Source organism: Kosakonia sp. CCTCC M2018092 (assembly GCF_003864115.1).
Lineage (GTDB): Bacteria > Pseudomonadota > Gammaproteobacteria > Enterobacterales > Enterobacteriaceae > Kosakonia > Kosakonia cowanii.
Genome location: NZ_CP034225.1, coordinates 4060177 through 4079403 on the forward strand (window position 1 = coordinate 4060177; position 19227 = coordinate 4079403).

Annotated in this window: 16 protein-coding genes; 9 read left to right on the forward strand and 7 right to left on the reverse strand. The window is 59.1% G+C overall.

Annotation, left to right across the window (positions count from 1 at the left end; genetic code table 11):
- The first annotated feature begins 124 nt into the window (after positions 1-124).
- From EH164_RS19265 to murP, 5 genes are all read left to right on the forward strand, one after another.
- Complete coding sequence (locus tag EH164_RS19265; RefSeq protein ID WP_124970033.1) at positions 125-1009, forward strand: winged helix-turn-helix domain-containing protein; 885 nt, start codon at positions 125-127, stop codon at positions 1007-1009.
- Complete coding sequence (locus EH164_RS19270; RefSeq protein ID WP_124970052.1) at positions 981-1451, forward strand: hypothetical protein; 471 nt, start codon at positions 981-983, stop codon at positions 1449-1451. Before EH164_RS19265 ends, EH164_RS19270 begins: the two co-directional genes overlap by 29 nt.
- A gap of 93 nt (positions 1452-1544) precedes the next feature.
- Entirely contained in the window at positions 1545-1730 is a 186-nt protein-coding gene (locus EH164_RS19275) for a flagellar biosynthesis anti-sigma factor FlgM (protein WP_023480200.1), read from the forward strand.
- Positions 1731-1910: 180 nt separating this feature from the next.
- On the forward strand, positions 1911-2822 hold the full coding sequence (gene murQ, locus EH164_RS19280) for an N-acetylmuramic acid 6-phosphate etherase (RefSeq protein WP_124970055.1): 912 nt from the start codon (positions 1911-1913) through the stop codon (positions 2820-2822).
- Entirely contained in the window at positions 2822-4261 is a 1440-nt protein-coding gene (murP, locus tag EH164_RS19285; RefSeq protein ID WP_124970058.1) for a PTS N-acetylmuramic acid transporter subunit IIBC, read from the forward strand. Before murQ ends, murP begins: the two co-directional genes overlap by 1 nt.
- 34 nt (positions 4262-4295) lie before the next feature.
- On the opposite strand, the gene EH164_RS19290 is transcribed toward murP, so the two are convergent.
- Positions 4296-6383: a TonB-dependent siderophore receptor gene (locus EH164_RS19290; protein WP_124970061.1), complete on the reverse strand. Its 2088-nt coding sequence runs from the start codon at positions 6381-6383 to the stop codon at positions 4296-4298.
- Positions 6384-6511: 128 nt separating this feature from the next.
- On the reverse strand, positions 6512-7477 hold the full coding sequence (locus EH164_RS19295) for a helix-turn-helix transcriptional regulator (RefSeq protein WP_124970064.1): 966 nt from the start codon (positions 7475-7477) through the stop codon (positions 6512-6514).
- A gap of 454 nt (positions 7478-7931) precedes the next feature.
- On the opposite strand from EH164_RS19295, the gene EH164_RS19300 reads away from it, so the two are divergent.
- The 4 genes from EH164_RS19300 to EH164_RS19315 all read left to right on the forward strand — a co-directional run bounded on the left by EH164_RS19300 (position 7932) and on the right by EH164_RS19315 (position 14226).
- The gene (locus EH164_RS19300) at positions 7932-8507 is read left to right on the forward strand and encodes a TetR/AcrR family transcriptional regulator (RefSeq protein WP_124970067.1); all 576 of its coding nucleotides are present in this window, start codon (positions 7932-7934) and stop codon (positions 8505-8507) included.
- 123 nt (positions 8508-8630) lie between these two features.
- Positions 8631-9752: an efflux RND transporter periplasmic adaptor subunit gene (locus EH164_RS19305; protein WP_124970070.1), complete on the forward strand. Its 1122-nt coding sequence runs from the start codon at positions 8631-8633 to the stop codon at positions 9750-9752.
- Positions 9752-12859, forward strand: coding sequence for an efflux RND transporter permease subunit (locus EH164_RS19310; protein WP_124970073.1), 3108 nt, complete (start codon positions 9752-9754; stop codon positions 12857-12859). The genes EH164_RS19305 and EH164_RS19310 overlap by 1 nt, the downstream gene beginning before the upstream one ends.
- A gap of 2 nt (positions 12860-12861) precedes the next feature.
- A complete protein-coding gene (locus tag EH164_RS19315) occupies positions 12862-14226 on the forward strand; it encodes an efflux transporter outer membrane subunit (RefSeq protein ID WP_124970076.1) in 1365 nt (454 codons plus the stop codon).
- Positions 14227-14231: 5 nt separating this feature from the next.
- Here EH164_RS19315 and EH164_RS19320 read toward each other — a convergent pair whose 3' ends face one another.
- Genes EH164_RS19320 through EH164_RS19340 form a run of 5 tightly spaced genes read right to left on the reverse strand, consistent with a single transcriptional unit; the run spans position 14232 to position 18973 of the window.
- Positions 14232-15125: a MurR/RpiR family transcriptional regulator gene (locus tag EH164_RS19320; protein WP_124970079.1), complete on the reverse strand. Its 894-nt coding sequence runs from the start codon at positions 15123-15125 to the stop codon at positions 14232-14234.
- Positions 15126-15127: 2 nt separating this feature from the next.
- Complete coding sequence (locus EH164_RS19325) at positions 15128-16078, reverse strand: iron-siderophore ABC transporter substrate-binding protein (RefSeq protein WP_124970082.1); 951 nt, start codon at positions 16076-16078, stop codon at positions 15128-15130.
- A gap of 14 nt (positions 16079-16092) precedes the next feature.
- Entirely contained in the window at positions 16093-17145 is a 1053-nt protein-coding gene (locus tag EH164_RS19330) for an iron ABC transporter permease (protein ID WP_124970085.1), read from the reverse strand.
- The gene (locus tag EH164_RS19335) at positions 17142-18149 is read right to left on the reverse strand and encodes an iron ABC transporter permease (protein WP_124970088.1); all 1008 of its coding nucleotides are present in this window, start codon (positions 18147-18149) and stop codon (positions 17142-17144) included. Before EH164_RS19335 ends, EH164_RS19330 begins: the two co-directional genes overlap by 4 nt.
- Entirely contained in the window at positions 18146-18973 is an 828-nt protein-coding gene (locus EH164_RS19340; RefSeq protein ID WP_124970091.1) for an ABC transporter ATP-binding protein, read from the reverse strand. The genes EH164_RS19335 and EH164_RS19340 overlap by 4 nt, the downstream gene beginning before the upstream one ends.
- Positions 18974-19227: the final 254 nt, after the last annotated feature.

Here is a 19227-nt window from a genome sequence, read left to right on the forward strand (position 1 = left end):
CCGTATTATTAACGCCACAAACCGGTGAACTACGAATATTTATTCTGTTATTTATCCGATTCAGCCGACGACATTATTTCTTGTGATATGCCTCTGCCGGATTGGCCTCAATCGTTAACCTTTTATGAATAAAACCAATTGCACCGTGAATAACTGGGTCATCGTTCCCGCCTCAGGCGCGATCCACCATGTGGTGACCGGCGAGGAGAGACGGCTGGGAACGCACCCGCTCAGACTGCTGGCTGTTTTGCAGCAACACCCCGGCGAGATCCTCTCCCATGAGGAGTTGACTGCGCAGGTATGGGAAGATCGCGTAGTCGGTAGCCATAGCCTGCCCAACGCCATCCACACGCTGCGTACCGCCCTGGCGGATAACGGCAAGCAGCAGCGAATCATTCGCACCATCCCGAAACAGGGCTATGTGCTGGAGGCAAAATATTGCCGCCCTCTGGTCAGTGGGCCGCCGCCAGACCCGCGCCCTGCCGCGCCTGAAATCGATATTCCCCCGCAGGAGACGCCACCTGCCTTCCCCCCGCCACCCCGGCAACAGACGCCTGTTGCTGCGCAACCTTTTCCCTACATAAAGGTCCTGCTTATTATGCTGATCTTAATATTCAGCACTCTCTGTAGCGGCTATCTGGCGCTCACCTATAACAACAAAATAGTGGCAAAAGAGGTGGCGAAAAATATCTACAGCCATCTGCGTATTTTTGCGCTGCTGGCACCGGGCGAAACAATGAAAGAGCCGACGGCTATTTATGATCGCTTAAAAGAGAGCTATACCCGGCTTAATCGGCAGGCAAAGCAGAAGGCGCTGCGTATTGCTATTTATTATCGAAGCCAGAACCAAACTCTGAATTATACCTTCCGCATACATACTCCCTGCGAGCAGCGGGTACTGGTGATGCAAATTGACCACTGGCGCTCCGACACGGCGTTATTAAATAAGCTGATCATGAGTGAGACACGGAGAAAAATGGATGAAATGGCACTTTGTCACCGCCAATAAACAGTCACTATTACTGCTTGCCACCACTCTGGCGGCGCTGGCCTGCGGCATCGTTTTCCAGTGCGAACAGCGCGCCCTTTATCAGACGGGGGAGATCGTACAGCAGGTGGGGTTTTATGATTTGATGCTGCACCAACAGGAGATCTACGATTCGCGCATCAGCACGGCGGGCAATATTATTGTCAGCACGCTCAGCAGCCCGCACGATGCGGCCTTTATGCTCAAAAGTAACTTTGTCCACACGCGCCAGCGCTATGGTAAACACTATTTTGCCTACGCACCGGTGCTGTTCAACCCGGCAAAAGGTAACCGCATGGTGACCAACAATGTTGATCTGCTCACCTATTCAGAGAACGCCATGCAGCAGATTGCACCCGACGGTGTGCCGCTGGTCTGTCAGCAAAATGGCATGATTTTTCGCTATCAGCTGGAGCGGGATTAAGCAAAAACCCGGGGATTAAGTTTGCAGCGACGGTGGTCGTTTTAGGTAGCCAGATAGCCGCCAACGTTAACCGCCCTCTGTGAGACGCACATCATGACAGCGCCCCCATTTTCTGACGCGACCCTCTTTTTGCTTAACCAGGCGCAGGCCGACCTTGATCAATTGCCGGAGGTTGACCAGCCTAAGATTGAACGCCTTCGCGCAGCGCTTAACGCTGGCGAACTTGAGCTCGATCCGGATGCGCTGGTGCAGGCCATTTTCACTTTTCATCAGCGCTGACGCGCCGCTTAATGATGACTTATGCGCAGCATGAGCAGCGTCACACTCTCGTTTCGCGCCCCGTGTAAGAATAAATTATTCTTAAATTGATAGTTATGAATAATATATTATTCCTTTTTCGGTTGCCGTGGCCGCGCAGCGGCAGGCAGAAAGTCATAACGCAGAGTGAAGTGAGACGTGATGAACATTGATCTATCCACATTGACGACCGAAGGCCGCAACAGCGCCAGCGCCAATATCGACATGCTTGATACCGAGGCGATGTTACGGGTGATTAACCGTGAAGATCAGAAGGTCGCGCTGGCGGTTGAGCAGGTGATCCCGGCGATTACGCAGGCGGTCGATGCGATTGTCAGCGCCTTCAAAAAGGGCGGGCGTCTGATCTACTGCGGTGCGGGCACCTCCGGGCGTTTAGGCATTCTGGATGCCAGCGAATGCCCGCCCACTTACGGTACGCCGCGTGAGCAGGTTGTCGGCCTCATTGCTGGCGGACATCGCGCGATTTTGCAGGCGGTGGAGAACGCCGAAGATAGCCTGACGCTCGGCGTCGAGGATCTCAAATCCCTCAATTTCAACGCCAACGACGTGCTGGTCGGCATCGCCGCCAGCGGGCGCACGCCCTATGTGATTGCCGCCATGGAGTACGCCAAAAGCCTGCATGCCACCAGCGTATCGCTGACCTGCAACGCCGGTAGCCCGATGACGCAGATTGCCGATATCGCCATTACGCCGGTGGTCGGCGCGGAAGTGGTTACCGGCTCCTCGCGCATGAAAGCGGGCACGGCGCAAAAACTGGTGCTCAATATGCTCACCACCGGGGCGATGATCCGCAGCGGCAAAGTCTACGGCAACTTGATGGTAGACGTAGAAGCGACAAACCAGAAGCTGGTGCAGCGCCAGGTCAATATTGTCATGGAAGCCACCGGCTGCGACAGCGACGAGGCGAAGCACGCGCTACAGGCCAGCAACGGCCACTGCAAAACCGCCATCCTGATGGTGCTGGCGCAGGTTGACGCCGAAGAGGCCGCCCGTTTGCTCGCGGATAACGGCGGGTTTATTCGCCAGGCGCTGGCCCACGCAGGAGTGAAGTGATGGCCAAAATCACGCCGGAACTGATCGCCTCCATCCTGCAACGGGTTGGTGGCGAAGCGAATATCAAAAGCTGCGGTAACTGCATGACACGCCTGCGCCTGGCGCTGCATAACGACACGCTTGTCGACAAGGCCGGGCTACAGGCACTGCCGGGCGTACTCGGCGTGGTAAACAGCGACGATCAGTTGCAGATCATCGTGGGCCCCGGCAAAGCGCAAACCGCGGCTGAGATGATGAGTCTCTTAATCAGCCGTGACAACGCGCCCACTGAATCGGCCTCGCTTAAAGAGGTCGCCCGCGACACCAAACAGCAGATGAAGGCGAAGCAGACCAGCGGCCTGCATCAGTTTCTGGCGAAATTCGCCACCATTTTCACACCGCTTATCCCCGGCTTTATCGCCGCCGGGATGCTGCTCGGCTTCGCCACGCTGATTGAGCAGAGCCTGCCGGTTGGCGCGCAGGATAAGAGCAGCGCGCTCGCGCACGTCGTCGGTTATATGAAAGTGTTCGGCAAAGGGTTGTTCACCTTCCTGCCGATCTTGATTGGCTACAACGCGCAAAAAGCCTTTGGCGGCAGCGGCGTCAACGGCGCAATTATCGCCGCGCTGTTTGTGCTCGGCTACGACGCGAAAGCAACGGTCGGCTACTTCTCCGGGATCGATAACTTCTTCGGCATGAGTATCGATCCGCGCGGCAATATTATCGGCGTGCTTATCGCCACGATCCTTGGCGCGTGGATCGAGCGGCAGATCCGCCGGTTTGTGCCTGACAATCTCGATATGATCCTCACCTCGCTGCTGACGCTGCTGATCACCGGCGCGCTCACCTTCACATTGATCATGCCGATCGGCGGCGAGCTGTTTAAAGGGATGTCGTGGCTGTTTCTGCACCTGAACGGCAACCCGTTTGGCTGCGCGGTACTGGCGGGGCTGTTCCTGATTGCCGTGGTGTTTGGCGTGCATCAGGGCTTTATTCCCGTCTACTTCGCCCTGATGGATGCGCAGGGGTTCAACTCGCTCTTCCCGATTCTGGCGATGGCGGGCGGCGGCCAGGTGGGCGCAGCGCTGGCGCTCTACTTCCGCGCGGCGCGTGAATCGACGATCCGCAACCAGATCCGCGGGGCGATCATCCCCGGCCTGCTCGGCGTCGGCGAACCGCTGATCTACGCCGTGACCCTGCCGCGCGTTAAACCCTTTGTTACCGCCTGTATCGGCGGTGCCTGCGGCGGATTTTTTATGGGTGCCGTGGCGTGGCTTGGCTTACCGGTCGGGTTGAATACGGTGTTTGGCCCTTCCGGGCTGGTGGCGCTGCCGCTGATGACCTCCGATCACGGCATCTATGCCGGGATGGCGGTCTATGCGGCGGGCGTGGTGGTGGCCTATCTCGGTGGGTTTATCGTCACCTGGCTCTTCGGCCATAAAGGTGTCGATCTCAGCTAAGAAAAAACCCGGCGCAGAGGCCGGGTTTATCACATCAGAATGCGTAAGAGAGGCTGCCAACGATGCTGCGCTCGGCGCCAAAGTAGCAGTAGTTGGCGGAGTTACAGGCGGCGACATAGCGCTTATCGGTGAGGTTATTCACGTTCACCTGGGCGCTCAGCCCTTTCAGACCAACATTCGACAGATCGTACCCGACGGCCAGATCCACCAGCGTGTAGGAGGGCAGCGTGTGGGTATTCTCACGATCGGAGGTGATGCCGTTAACATACCGCACGCCGGAACCGAGGGTCAGGCCATTCAGCGCACCCGCTTTCACGTCATAGCTCAGCCAGGCGCTGGCCTGATTACGCGGGGCGTAAACCGCGCGTTTCCCCTGCTCTTCGGGGCTGCTTTTCTTATAACGAATGTCGTTATAGGTGTAAGCCGCCTGTAAGCGCAGGTTATCCGTCAGCTGACCCACCGCTTCCAGTTCAACCCCTTCAGATTCAATCTCGCCAATAGCGCGGTAGGGATCGGTCGGCTCCACTTTGGTGGCGATATTGTTCTGGTTGATGCGGTAAACCGAGGCGCTGTACATGGTCTGCGAACCTTCCGGCTGGAACTTCAGCCCCGCTTCCCACTGTTTGCCCTTCATCGGTTGCAGGATCTTGCCGTTCTCATCGGTAAAGCTGGTCGGCGTAAAGGCCGTCGAATAGCTGACGTAGGGCGCAAATCCGCTGTCGAAGAGGTACATCAGCGCCGCACGGCTGCTGATATGGTCTTTTTCCAGCGTATCGTGGGTGTCACCGATCTTATTGCTGTTGGTGATCTTCACCTGATCGTGACGGCCACCAAGGGTCAGACGCCAGCGATCGAGCGACATCTGATCCTGTACATAGATCCCGGTCTGCTCCAGTTTATGCTTTTCGCGGCCATACACCGAAATAGAGAGCGGATCGGCACCGTAAACCGGATTAAAGGCATCGATCGCCGGGAAGCTGCCATAGGACGAGGTGACGTTGTTATTGCGATGCTGATAATCAACGCCCACCAGCAGACGGTGGTTAATCGCACCGGTATCGACGCTGCCATCCAGCTGGTTATCCAGCGTCACCGCCGAGAGGGACTCATCTGAGCCGGAGTAACCGCGGTTCAGCTCGGTCTCATTCAGCCAGCCCGAGGCATAAACCTGATTGAGATCGACTTTGGTACGCAGGTAGCGCAGCTTCTGGCGCACCGACCAGCCGCTGTCAAACATATGTTCAAAGTTATAGCCGACCATGTTTTCACGGCGTTTGTACTTGTCGTACTGATCTTCGCCCTCAAAGAAGGTGTTGGAGATTTTGCCCCCGGCGTGCGGCACCACGGTACCTTCATAGGGCAGGCCGGAGTGGCTGCCGCCTTCCGGATCGCGATGCAGATAGGCCATCACATCGAGGCGCGTGCTATCGGTAATACGCCAGGTGACGCTCGGCGCGATGGCGTAACGCTGCTCTTTCAGGTGATCAAACTGGGAGTCGGCATAGCGGGTCATACCGGTTAAACGCACCGCTACGCGATCGTTATCATCCACCGGCCCGGTCACATCAAACGCCGCGCCGCGCTGGTTGTTATTGCCCGCGAAGAGTTTCACTTCACCGCCCGGATCGAACGACGGTTTACGCGAGTTCAGCGCCACAATGCCGCCCGGCGACGAGCGACCATAGAGCACAGATGCCGGGCCGCGCACCACTTCAACGCTGTCTAAAAACCACGGGTCGATCACCAGCGAGCTGTGGGAGTTGGTATCGCCCATCATCTTCAGGCCGTCGAGATAGACGTTATCGAGGCTGCCGTCGGAAAAGCCGCGCAGCACGATGTAATCAAAGCGGTTAGAGGCGCCAATTTGGTTGCTGTAGACGCCCGGTGTGTAGCTAACGGCCTGGCGCACGCTGGTTGCGCCCTGCTCTTCATACTGCTGGCGCGTGACGATCGAGACCGCCTGCGGCGTTTCGATATCCGGCGTCTCAAGCTTGGTCGCGCCGCTCTGCACCTGCGACGTTACTACCACGGTATCTTTGGCGTTTTCCTGCGCCAGCGCCGAAACGCTCATCCCACCGGTTATGCAGCCAATCATCAATGCCAGTCGCGTTTTTGCGAACATGAAACTCTCCAGAAGCGGTTATTATTGTAAATAAGAATTATTACCCTTTTGGATTCGCCAATAGCTATGCGCAATGACAATTCACATATGCGCGGTGACAAAATGGCGCCCAGGGCGAGAGAAAAGGTCTACGGAGAGGCGATAGGCTGGCGCGCTTCGCTCGGCGCGATGCCATACCGGCGGCGAAAGGCGGTAGAAAAGTTGGTAGCGTGTTGATAGCCCGACATCCAGGCCGCTTGCTGCACGCTGTAACCCTGGGCGAGGTAGCGCCGCGCCAGCGCGAGGCGGCAGTCGCGCAGATAATCAAACACCGAGTGACCATAGGCCTGGCGGAACTTCACCCGCAGGCTGCTGGTGCTCATCGCCGCCAGCTGCGCCAGCGAATTCAGGGTGTACTCTTTTTCCGGCTGCTGCTCCAGCAAGCGGCGCACCGACTCAAGCCGCTGCCCCTCACCGCCGCAGGCGCGCGTACAGCGCTCCACGCCCGCCATCCGCTGTGACAGCGCGTGCCCGACCAGTTGCAGCATCACCCCTTCGAGGATCAGTTCGCGCGAAAGTGCGGGCAGCGTTGAAAGCTGGCTCTGTTGTAAACCGGAAAGCAGAAACTCGGGCACCTGCCATAAAAAGGTTGGCGCGCCGTGGGATTCCCACTGCTCCAGCAGCGCGGTAAGCAGCGGCGAGCGCTGGCAGCTGGCCGGATCGACGCCGAGCGACAGCGTGCGCAGGGAGTTATCCGCCAGATGACGGGCATTCATCACCTGCTGCTCGCTCAGGCGCGACGTAAAGGCCATACCAGAGCGAACGATAAACTCCTCGCCGTTAAGGCGCAGCATTACGCTGCCTTCCAGCACCACCAGCATATAGAGCGGGCAGCTGTGCAGAGAGGTGGTTTCATAGGGTTGCAGAACGCGAATGTCGGAGCGGGTCAGGTTCAGGCCGCTGGAGAAGCGCATCTCCTGCACATCGCCCTGAATCACGATACGCCGCTCTTCGCTCAGCGAGCGGCAGGAAGCCAGCGCCGGAAAGCGGTAATCGATGCCGTAGCGCTCGCCAAAGCCGATAAAATCTTCAACGGAAAAGTCTCTTTTTTGCATAACCGGCAGCCGTTCGTTCTCGGTCAAACCCAGGCCCCACGCCGGGCGAAACGGCCTACACCTTACCATCCGCACCCGGCTGCTTCAATGCTATTGAGAACGATTCTCATAAAACAGGGAAGAGGGCGTTGCGGGCATCATGGGCAAGAACCGCTCACCCTGTCGGCCTATAACGGCAAATAAGAGTGCCTCCTTTATACAGGGCAATATCACTCTGCCAGGGTCATTTTTATCTCTTTGCAACCTCTCACATTGCCATCACATTAGCTCCGCACTTTCACGCTAATATATCCCTCAATCTTTCCTGCTTATTTTTTCTTTATTTCTCCACATTATGAAATTTCGTAAAACGGACCTATTTATAAATAAAATATTTACCCAAAAAACATAATTTCAATTAATGTACTGCGTAATGAGAATGTTCATTCTCATCCTTATTTAACCGGGGGTCGCGATGTCGCAAAAAGCACTACAGGAGCAACGCCATCAGCAGCGTAAAGACGAGATCATTGCGGCTGCCCGGCGGCGTTTTCGCATCAGTGGCTTTCATGCCGCCAGCATGTCGCAAATCGCCCTCGAAGCGCAGCTGAGCGTCGGTCAGATTTACCGCTACTTCATCAATAAAGACGCCATTATTGAAGAGATGATTTGCCGCATTATTGACTACCGCATCGCCGAAATGGAGAGCAAAGCCGAGACTACGCATCTACCGGAAATGCTGGCCTGGCGGCACACGCTCAGCCCGGATGACGATGCGTTAATGCTGGAGATGTCCGCTGAAGCGACGCGCAACCCGCAGGTGCAGGCGATGATGATTGAAGCCGATGCCCGCATGTTTAACACCGCCTGCCAGCACTTGCACAACAGCCACCCTCACCTGTCGCAAGAGCGCATACGGTGCTGTGTGGAATTACTGGCAGTGTTAATGGAAGGCAGCACATTTCGCCGCCTGACGCCACAAAAATGCGACCCGGCACAATTACAGCAGCTCTATCAGGAAATTACCGCGATGTTATTTGCGAAGAAATAAAAATCCGTAGATGAAAAAGCGGCGGCGCTATTTCTGGCGCCGCCGAAATAACCTGTTTACTCGCCTGCTCCACACTCCTGTTAATCAAAACGGGCAGGCTTCGCTCATGCCAGGAAAACTGAAATGAAGTTAATAAAAACAACCCTGTTGGCCGCGATCGCCCTTGTCGGTTGCGATAACGCCACGCCACCTGCACAACGCCCGCCCCAGCAAGTGGGGATTGTCACCTTAAAAAGCCAGCCGCTGGACGTTACCAGTCAGCTTACCGGGCGCATATCCGCCGCGCAGTCGGCAGAGGTTCGCCCTCAGGTGGGTGGCATCATTCAAAAACGGCTGTTTACGGAGGGCGATACGGTAAAGGCCGGGCAGGCGCTTTACCAGATCGACCCTTCCAGCTATCGCGCCGCCTTTGATGAAGCCAGTGCGGCACTGAAACAAGCGCAGGCACTGGTCGTTTCCGACTGCCAGAAAGCCACGCGCTATGCGCAACTGGTGAAAGAGGATGGTGTTTCGCGCCAGGATGCGGATGATGCGCAATCCACCTGCGCGCAGGACAAAGCCAGCGTGGCGTCGAAAAAAGCCGCGCTGGAGAGTGCGCGCATCAATCTCAACTGGACTACCATCAGCGCACCGATTGGCGGACGCATCGGCATCTCCTCCGTCACGCCCGGCGCGCTGGTCACGGCTGAGCAAACCACGGCACTTGCCACGATTCGCGGGCTGGAGAGCATGTATGTTGATCTGACGCGATCCAGCGTCGATCTGCTGCGCCTGCGCAAGCAGGCGCTCACCAGCGACAGCAATACGCTGGGGGTGACGTTAACGCTTGAAGATGGCAGCACCTACAGCGAAAAAGGGCGCCTGGCGCTGACGGAAGTCGCCGTTGATGAGTCCACCGGATCCGTTACGTTACGCGCCATCTTCCCGAACCCGCAGCACCAGCTCTTACCGGGAATGTTTGTCCGCGCGCGCGTCGATGAAGGGGTAATGGCTGATGCCATTCTCGCACCGCAGCAGGGCATTACGCGCGATGCAAAAGGCAATGCCGTCGCGCTGGTAGTAAATGCGCAGAACAAAGTGGAGCAGCGCACGGTTGAAACCGGCGACACTTACGGCGACAAATGGCTGGTGGTAAAAGGCCTCGCCAGCGGCGATAAACTCATTGTGGAAGGCAGCGACAAAGTGAGTGCTGGCGCAACAGTGAAAGCGGTGCAGGTGCAAGAGACTGACGGAGGGAAAGCCTGATGTTCTCGCGCTTTTTTGTCCGCCGCCCGGTCTTTGCCTGGGTTATTGCCATTCTTATCATGATGGCCGGTATTCTGGCGATCCGCTCACTGCCCGTTGCCCAGTACCCGGATGTCGCCCCACCGGCTGTCAAGATCACCGCCACCTATACCGGCGCATCGGCGCAGACGCTGGAAAACAGCGTCACCCAGGTGATTGAACAACAGCTCACCGGGCTGGATAACCTGCTCTACTTCACCTCCACCAGCAGCTCCGACGGCCAGGCGACCATCACCGTCACGTTTGAGCAGGGCACTGACCCGGATACCGCGCAGGTTCAGGTACAGAATAAAGTCCAGCAGGCGGAGTCGCGCCTGCCAACGGAAGTGACGCAATCGGGCGTCACGGTAGTGAAATCCCAGAGCAACTTCTTGTTGATCATGGGGTTGTACGATAAGACCGACCGCGCCAGCAGCTCCGATATTGCCGACTGGCTGGTCAGTAACATGCAGGATTCGCTGGCGCGCGTAAACGGTGTCGGTAGCCTGCAAGTCTTCGGCGGTGAATACGCGATGCGTATCTGGCTGGATGCAGACAAGCTGAAATCCTTCTCGCTGATGCCGTCTGATGTGCAATCGGCCATCGAAGCGCAGAACATCCAGGTCTCCGCCGGTAAAATCGGCGCGCTGCCCGCGTCCGATAAACAGCAGTTAACCGCCACCGTGCGCGCCCAGTCGCGCCTGCAAACCGTGGCACAGTTTCGCGACATCATTGTCAAAAGCCAAACCGATGGTGCCGTGGTGCGCGTTAAGGATGTGGCGCGCGTCGAGATGGGCAGCGAAGACTACAGCGCCCAGGCAAAGCTGAACGGCCACCCGGCAGCGGGCCTGGCGGTGATGCTGGCACCCGGCGCGAATGCGCTGGACACCGCCACGCTGGTTAAAAACAAGATTAATGAGTACCGCAACAACATGCCGCAGGGCTACGACGTGGCCTACCCGAAAGACAGCACCGATTTTATTAAGATCTCCATTGAAGATGTGGTGAAGACGCTAATCGAAGCCATCATTCTGGTGGTCTGCGTCATGTACCTGTTTTTGCAAAACATCCGCGCAACGCTGATCCCGGCACTGGCGGTGCCGGTGGTGCTGCTCGGCACTTTCGGAGTGCTGGCGCTGTTTGGTTACTCCATCAATACCTTAACGCTGTTTGCCATGGTGCTGGCGATAGGGCTTTTGGTCGATGATGCGATTGTGGTGGTGGAAAACGTCGAGCGCATTATGCGCGACGAAGGTTTGCCTGCCCGCGAAGCGACGGAAAAGTCGATGGGCGAAATCTCCGGCGCGCTGGTGGCCATCGCGCTGGTGTTGTCTGCCGTATTTCTGCCAATGGCCTTCTTTGGCGGCTCGACCGGGGTAATTTATCGGCAGTTCTCCGTCACCATTATTTCAGCGATGGTGCTCTCGGTGGTGGTCGCGCTGACGCTCACCCCGGCGCTGTGCGGCGCAGTGTTAAAACATAGCGCGCCCCATAAAAAGGGCTTCTTCGGCGCCTTTAACCGCTTTTACAACAACACGGAACAGAAATATCAGCACGGCGTATTGCGGGTGCTACGCCGCGCGCTATCCGTGCTGGGAATCTATGCCGTGCTGTGCGGCGCGATGGCGCTGGTGATGTGGCGCTTGCCGGGCAGTTTCCTGCCGACGGAGGATCAGGGCTCGATTATGGTGCAGTTCACCCTGCCCGCCGGGGCCACGGCAACGCGTACCGATGCGGTGGCGAAAAAGGTCACGGAGTGGTTCCTCAACAATGAAAAAGCCAATACCGATGCCATTTTTACCGTTACCGGTTTTAGCTTTAGCGGCAGTGGGCAGAACGCAGGGATGGCCTTCGTCTCGTTGAAAAACTGGTCTGAACGCGACGGCGCGCAGAACACCGCCCAGGCGATTGCCCAGCGCGCCAGCCAGCAGTTAGCCACCATCCGCGATGCCACCATCTTCGCGATGACGCCACCGTCGGTTGATGGCCTCGGCCAGAGCAACGGTTTCACCTTTGAGCTGCTCGCCAGCGGCAGCACCGATCGCGATCGGCTCCTCACGCTGCGTAACCAGTTGCTGGCCAATGCCAATCAGCGTGCTGAGTTGCAGGCGGTTCGCGCCAACGATCTGCCGCAGATGCCGCAGTTGCAGGTCGATATCGACAGCAACAAAGCCGTGGCGCTGGGGCTCTCCCTGAGCGATGTGAGCGATACGCTCTCCAGCGCCTGGGGCGGCACCTACGTTAATGACTTTACCGATCGCGGCCGGGTGAAAAAGGTCTATATCCAGGGCGATAGCGACTTCCGCGCGTCCCCTTCCGACCTGCAAAAATGGTACGTGCGCGGCAGCGATAACAGCATGACGCCGTTTTCAGCCTTTGCCACCACCCGCTGGGAGTACGGCCCGGAGAGCCTGGTGCGTTACAACGGTTCGGCGGCGTATGAGATTCAGGGCGAGAATGCCAGCGGCTTTAGCTCCGGCGCGGCAATGACCGAAATGGAACACCTCGCCGATAATCTGCCTGCGGGTACCACCTGGGCGTGGAGCGGCCTGTCATTGCAGGAGAAACTCGCCAGCGGCCAGGCGATGAGCCTCTACGCCATCTCCATCATGGTGGTGTTTTTGTGCCTTGCCGCGCTGTATGAAAGCTGGTCGGTGCCGATCTCGGTGATTTTAGTCATCCCGCTCGGCCTGCTCGGCGCGGCGCTGGCGGCATGGATGCGCGGGCTAAGCAACGACGTTTACTTCCAGGTCGCGCTGCTCACCACCATCGGTTTGTCGTCGAAAAACGCCATTTTGATTGTTGAATTCGCCGAAGCCGCGGTGCAGCAGGGGCAGTCGCTCTCCCGCGCGGCCCTGCGCGCTGCGCGTACCCGCCTGCGCCCAATCATGATGACCTCGCTGGCATTTATAGCCGGGGTCGCGCCGCTGGCGATTGCCACCGGGGCCGGGGCCAACAGCCGCATCGCCATCGGTACCGGCATTATCGGCGGCACGCTGACGGCAACACTGCTGGCGATTTTCTTTGTTCCCCTTTTCTTTGTGCTGGTGAAAAAACTCGTCACCGGTAAACGCGCGCGTCAGGAGTAATTATGTTGCGTATGAGTGTTCTGTTTCTTGCCCTGCTGAGCGCTGGCTGTGTCTCCCTCGATCCGACTTATCAGCGCCCGCAGGCTCCGGTTCCGGCAACCTTGCCGGGCAGCAGTGGCCAGGCGCAGGCCGTCGCCACAGAGTGGCAGCAGATAGTGAATGATAGTCGCCTCAAACAGGTGGTCAGCAATGCGCTGACGCAAAACCGTGATGTCCAAAAAGCGATCGCCGATATCGACGCGGCACGCGCGCTTTATGCTGAAGATCGCGCCGCGCTCTTCCCGACGGTGAATGCCGAACTAAGTAACACCCGTAGCCGCACCGTGGCGGGCGGGCTCACCAGCAGCGCGGAAGCCGACGGCGCGGTCTCCAGCTTTGAACTCGATCTCTTTGGCCGTAATCAGAGCCTCGCCCGCGCCGAGCGCGAAACCTGGCTTGCCAGTGAATATACCGCGCAAAATACCCGGCTGAGCCTGGTGGGGGAAATCACTACCGCCTGGGTGACGCTGGCGGCAGATAACAGCAACCTTGCCCTCTCCAGGCAGACGATGGAGAGCGCGCAAAACTCGCTGAACATTGCCAAACGCAGGCAGACGATCGGCGTCGCGGCCGCAGGGGATACCGCGCAAGCGATGGCGGTATTTCAGCAGGCGCGCGCCAGCGTTGCCAGTTATCAGACGCAAGTGATGCAGGATAAAAACGCGCTCAACCTGCTGGCGGGCGAGACGGTGCAAGAAGCGCTGTTGCCGGGTACGCTGGAGAGCCTGGCGGATAACAGCATTACGCTGACCCCGGCGGGCGTCTCCTCCTCCGTGCTGCTGCGCCGCCCCGATATTCAGGAAGCGGAGCATAATCTGAAGAGCGCGAATGCCAATATCGGCGCCGCGCGGGCGAACTTCTTCCCGACCATTTCACTCACCGCCAGCGCGGGCGTTGGCAGCAGCTCACTTTCGTCCCTCTTCAGCCATGGCATGAAGGTGTGGTCATTTGCGCCGTCCATCACGCTGCCGCTCTTTACCGGCGGGAAAAATATGGCGCAATTGCGTTACGCCGAAGCGGAGAAAAAGGGGCTGATTGCCACCTATGAGAAGACGATTCAGAGCGCGTTTAAAGATGTTGCCGATGCGCTGGCGCGCCGCGAAACGCTCACCGAGCAGCTGGATGCTCAGCGTGAATATGTCGCAGCCGAGCAAAAAGCGCTGGATATCGCCCAGCGCCAGTACAAGGCGGGAACCGGCGATTATCTCTCGGTTCTGACAGCCCAGCGCTCGCTCTGGTCGGCGCAGGAGTCGCTGATTTCACTGCAACAAATCGACCTGCAAAACCGCATCACGCTCTGGCAATCCCTCGGCGGCGGCGTCAGTTGATCCTCTCACCCCTTTTTACCGCCCGGCTTTAAGCCCCGGTGAAACTCATTAATGCGTTTCACCGTTTTAATCGCCCGCTGCGAATTGGCTGACGCCACCGACAGCACGATCATCTCCAGGCAGAGCAACACCGTGCCGTGCAGCGGGATTTTGCCCTTCTCGCCGCCGCGCGGGACATGGATCACCACATCCGCTTGCTGGCTGAAGCGCGAGTCGACGGCGTTGGTCAGCAGGATCACCGGAATGCCGAGCCGCCGCGCCTCTTTCAGGGTGGTAAGCCCTTCGCGGTGCGCCGATTTCTGCGCCATCATCACCAGCACATCGCCGCGCTGTAACCCAATCAGCTGCTCAGAAAGGGCGATGCCGGTGCGGTTAAGTTCAATAGCGGGCAAGCCGATGCGGTTGAAAAGCCGCGCGCTGTACTCCGCCAGGATCCCCGATGCGCCAATGCCGAAAATCGCCACCTGGCGGGCGTCGACCAGCAGCGCCACCGCCTGCGCGATAGCGTAACGGTTGGCAGGCGCGGAGAGCACCTCGCAGGTATGTTGATGCCCTTCGAGGACAAAATCGATACCTGAATTGACGTCGCAGGCGAGCGCATTCACCGTGGTGCTCATCTTCTCGGCCGACGATGCCGCCGGGCCAAACCACTGCTCCAGCGTCTGCTTCAGATCGCGCAACCCGGCAAAGCCCAGCGCCTGAATCGCCCGCACCACGGTGGCGTCCGAGGTGTGGGTGGCGGCGGCAATCTCCATCGCCGTCTGCTCCAGCACCGCTTCGCGATGATCGTGGATATAACGCACCACCGCCTGCAAACGCGGCGACAGCGTCTGCACCCGCGCGCGAAAACGCTCGCCGTAGATATCGACGCGGCTTCTGGCCCGCTTTGCGTTCTGCATGTTTATTTCCCTTGTTGCGGCAGCGGTCGCCCGGCAATCTGCGACTGCACCTGCGCCACCATCAGGCTTAACGAGGCAAAGGAGTTAGAGATCGCCTCTTCCCGTGAAATCAGTACATAGCGCCCGTTGTGACAGGCAGTGAGGAAATCGCACCAGCCGGGCATCACCGCGTTCATGGCGGCCATCTCATCCTGCGGTGTGCCGCCGGTATCGCCGCGCCATGTCGCAAAGACAAAGTCCGCATCCAGCTCCGGTAGCCGCTCGGCGCTGACATCCATCCGCCCGCCTTCAGGGATGCTGTCGATAAGCGGCGGGAAGCGAAAACCGGCATCCCGCAGCACGCGGCCCAGCGAATGATAGCTGTGTAACACATTGATTTTGCCGTTGTTGGCCTGGATAACCGACACCGTAATCTTGCGGGTATCAATGGTCTTTTTCAGCGCCGCAATCTGCTCCTGATAGCGCCGCATCAGGATCGCCAGCCGCGCCTGCGTGCCGGTCAGCTGCGCCAGCTTGCGGTAGATCTCCGGCGCGCCGCCCTGCAAATGATCGATGCTCACGGTTGGGGCGATCTTCGCCAGTTGCTCCACCGGCGTGTTGCGGCTCGGCTCGGTGATGATCAAATCGGGTTTTGCTGCGGCAACGGCTTCCATATCGATATCGGCAGAGCCGATAAAGCGGATGTCAGAGTTATCAAAGTCGACGCCGGTTAACAGCGCGCCGGAGCGTAACACGTGGCGACCATCCGCCTGCGTACGTCCGTGGCTGGCGACCGGCGGTACGCCAAGCTCAATCAGCGGAATGGTGATATCGAGATCGTGCAGCGAGACAATGCGTTTCGGGTGCTGCGGTACCTTAACCACGCGGCCTAAATCGTCGGTGAAACTCTGCACAGGCTCTGCGGCGGCGCCGGCAAAACCGGCCAGCAGCAGCAGGGAGAAGAGGAAGCGCATAGAACTCCTTAAGGTTACAAGCGATCGCGCCGCTGCCAGAGCAGCAACAGGAAAAAGGGGCCACCCACCAGGGCAATCACAATCCCGGCGGGAAGTTGCAGCGGCGCAAACGCCAGCCGCCCAATCGTATCGGCGGCGAGCACCAGCAAACCACCGAGCAGTGCGCTGCCCCAGAGCAGCGCACGCTCACCGCCGCGCAGCAGAAAGCGCGCCATATGCGGGGCAATCAGCCCGACAAAGCCGAGGCTGCCGACGCAGGAGACGCTGGCCGCGGTCAGCAATACCGGGGCGAACACGCGCAGGCCGTTAAGGAGCATCAGCCGCACACCGAGACCCGTTGCCGCCTGATTGCCGAGCTGCGCGACATCCGCCGCCCGGGCAGTGAGCAGCAAAATAAGCGCCGCAGGTAGCGCCCAGCAGAGCGCCACGCCCAGCAGCGGCCAGCTGGCAGCCTGTAAACTGCCCGCCAGCCAGAGCATCGCGGTCTGTACGTCGCGCACGTCGGCGGTGGTCATAAAGAGGCCAATGCCGGCAGCGAAGGTCCAGGAAAGGCCAATACCGAGCAGCACAAAGCGTGGTCGGGAGACGTCGCGCGCCAGCGCGATCACCAGGCCTGCGGCAAGCAGGCCGCCCGCCATTCCCGCCAGCGGACGCCAGACAACGCTCACCGCCGGAAAGCTGAACACCAGCGTTAACACCGCGACGCTGGCCCCCTCTTTCACGCCAATTAAGCCCGGATCCGCCAGCCCGTTGCGCGTCATGGATTGCATCGCCGCGCCCGCCATGCCGAGCATCGCTCCGCAGAGCAGCGCCATGCAGAGCCGCGGCAGGCGCAGATCCCACACCACATAGTGCTGCTCGCCGCTGAGCATCTGCGGCATAAACAGCGCCCGCGCCAGGCTCGAGGTCGGCACGGTCAGCGATCCGCGCGAAACGCCAAACAGCAGCAGCCCCAGCGCCAGCAGCAGCAGGCCGCTCAGCCACAGCAGCGCGCGCGGGCGCAGCAGGCGGGAGAAGCCGCCGATCCGAAATACACGCAGCCCGGCGCGATGCAGTTGGTGGCTCATTTGAAGAACCTCGCTGCCAGCAGCGTAAACAGCGGCGCGCCGACCAGTGCAGTCATCACGCCGGTTGCCAGCTCCTGTGGCGACAGTAGCGTTCGCGCCGCAATATCCGCCAGCAGCAACAGTGCCGCCCCGCCGAGCGCCGAGAGTGGGATCACCACGCGCAGATCGCTCCCCGCCAGGCGGCGCACCATATGCGGCACCACCAGCCCGACAAACCCGACCGGCCCGGCAATGGCCACCGCCGCGCCGCACAGCAGCGCAATGGCGAGTAAGGAGAGCAGGCGAATTCGCGTCAGCGAAACGCCAAGGCCGCGCGCCAGCGTATCGCCGAGCGCCAGCATATTCAGTGCAGGTGCCAGCCCAATCGCCAGCGCCAAGCCAGCGGTGGCAGCCATCGCCGCAGGGGTGATCTGCCCCCAGCTTAGCCCGGCAAGATCGCCCGCCAGCCAGGTGCGCATGCTCAGCAGGGTCTGCTCATCAAGGATCAGGATCGCGGCGGTGATTGACGAGGCAAAGGCCGACAGCGCCACGCCGCAGAGCGTCACCTTCATCGGCGTAAAGCCAGCGCGCCCGGCCGAACAGAGCAGCATCACCAGTGAGAAAAGTAGAGCCGCGCCGCAAGCGGCAATCAGCGGTCGGCTCACGGAGACATCGCCCACCGTGATGCCAAGCGCGGTAGTTGCCACCACCGCCAGCGCAGCACCGGAATTCAAACCGAGGATGTGCGGCTCGCCCAGCGGGTTGCGAATAACCGACTGCAAAAGTGCTCCGGCCACGCCCAGCGCGCCGCCGGTAAAGAGCGCGGCGACGAGGCGCAGCAAGCGCAGGCTGACGATCACCCGGTGATCGAAATTGTGCGGATCAAAGGCGATCAGCGCCTGTACCACCGTCGGCGGTGCGATGTAGCGCGCGCCGAGGCCAAGATGGGCAATGGCCGCCATTATCACTAATGCCAGCAGGCCAAGCGCGGCGATGCTCACGCGCGCAGATTGACGAACGCTCATGCGTTACTACCGCCCGGTTTGCGAAAGGGCATAAAGAAGGGCTTGCCGGTCAACGGGTTAACCGACATCTGTACCTCGACATCAAACACGCGTTTGATCAGCTCCGGCGTGCAGGCTTCGCCTTCGTTGATCACCCCCTGCAAACGCCCCTGCTTGAGGAAGATCAGCGTGTCGGCGTAGTTCACCGCGAAGTTAAGATCGTGCAGCACCACAATCACCGTGCGGCCATGATCGCGGGTTAAGGTGTGCAGCAGTTCGAGGATCTCCACCTGATAGCGAAGATCGAGGAAGGTGGTTGGTTCATCAAGCAGGATCACCGGCGTTTGCTGCGCCAGCGCCATCGCGATCCAGCAGCGCTGCCGCTGGCCGCCGGAGAGGCTGTCTACAGGTTGATGGGCAAACCCGGCGGTGCCGGTCATTTCCAGCGCCTGCTGTACCGCATTTTCATCCTCTTGCGACCACTGGCGCATAAAGCTCTGCCAGGGAAAACGCCCGCGCGCGACCAGCTCAAATACCGTCAGCCCTTCCGGCACAACCGGCGACTGCGGCAGGATGCCCAACTGGCGGGAAACAGTTTTTGTCGGCTGCTGGTGAATCGCTTTGCCATCCAGCAGCACGCTGCCGCCCAGCGGTTTCAGCATGCGGGCAATGGTGCTAAGCAGGGTGGATTTCCCGGAGCCGTTTGCGCCCACCAGCACACTCATTTTGCCGAGGGGAATGGTCAGGCTGATCTCATCAATAATGAGTTGCTTGTGATAGCCCGCCGACAGGCGGTCGAGCACGATACCTTGCCCGCTTTCAGGTTGTTCCACGTGTTGTGGCATGTTGACTCCTGCGCCGCAACAGCGTGGCTACCCGCGCGTGCGTTAGCATCAAATAAAAATAAATCTCATTCTCTTTTGAAATTTTGCAGTTTGCCGCTGTAGTAGTCAAGTATCCTAATCAGCTAATGCACTTAGCCGCCCTGGCAGATTATCGGTGCTTATCTGCAAAACCGGATTAACCATTAACTTATTTATTTTTAATAAGTTAATTAACTAAACCTACTGCGCAAACTGCCCTCTTATCGCTGCGCTTC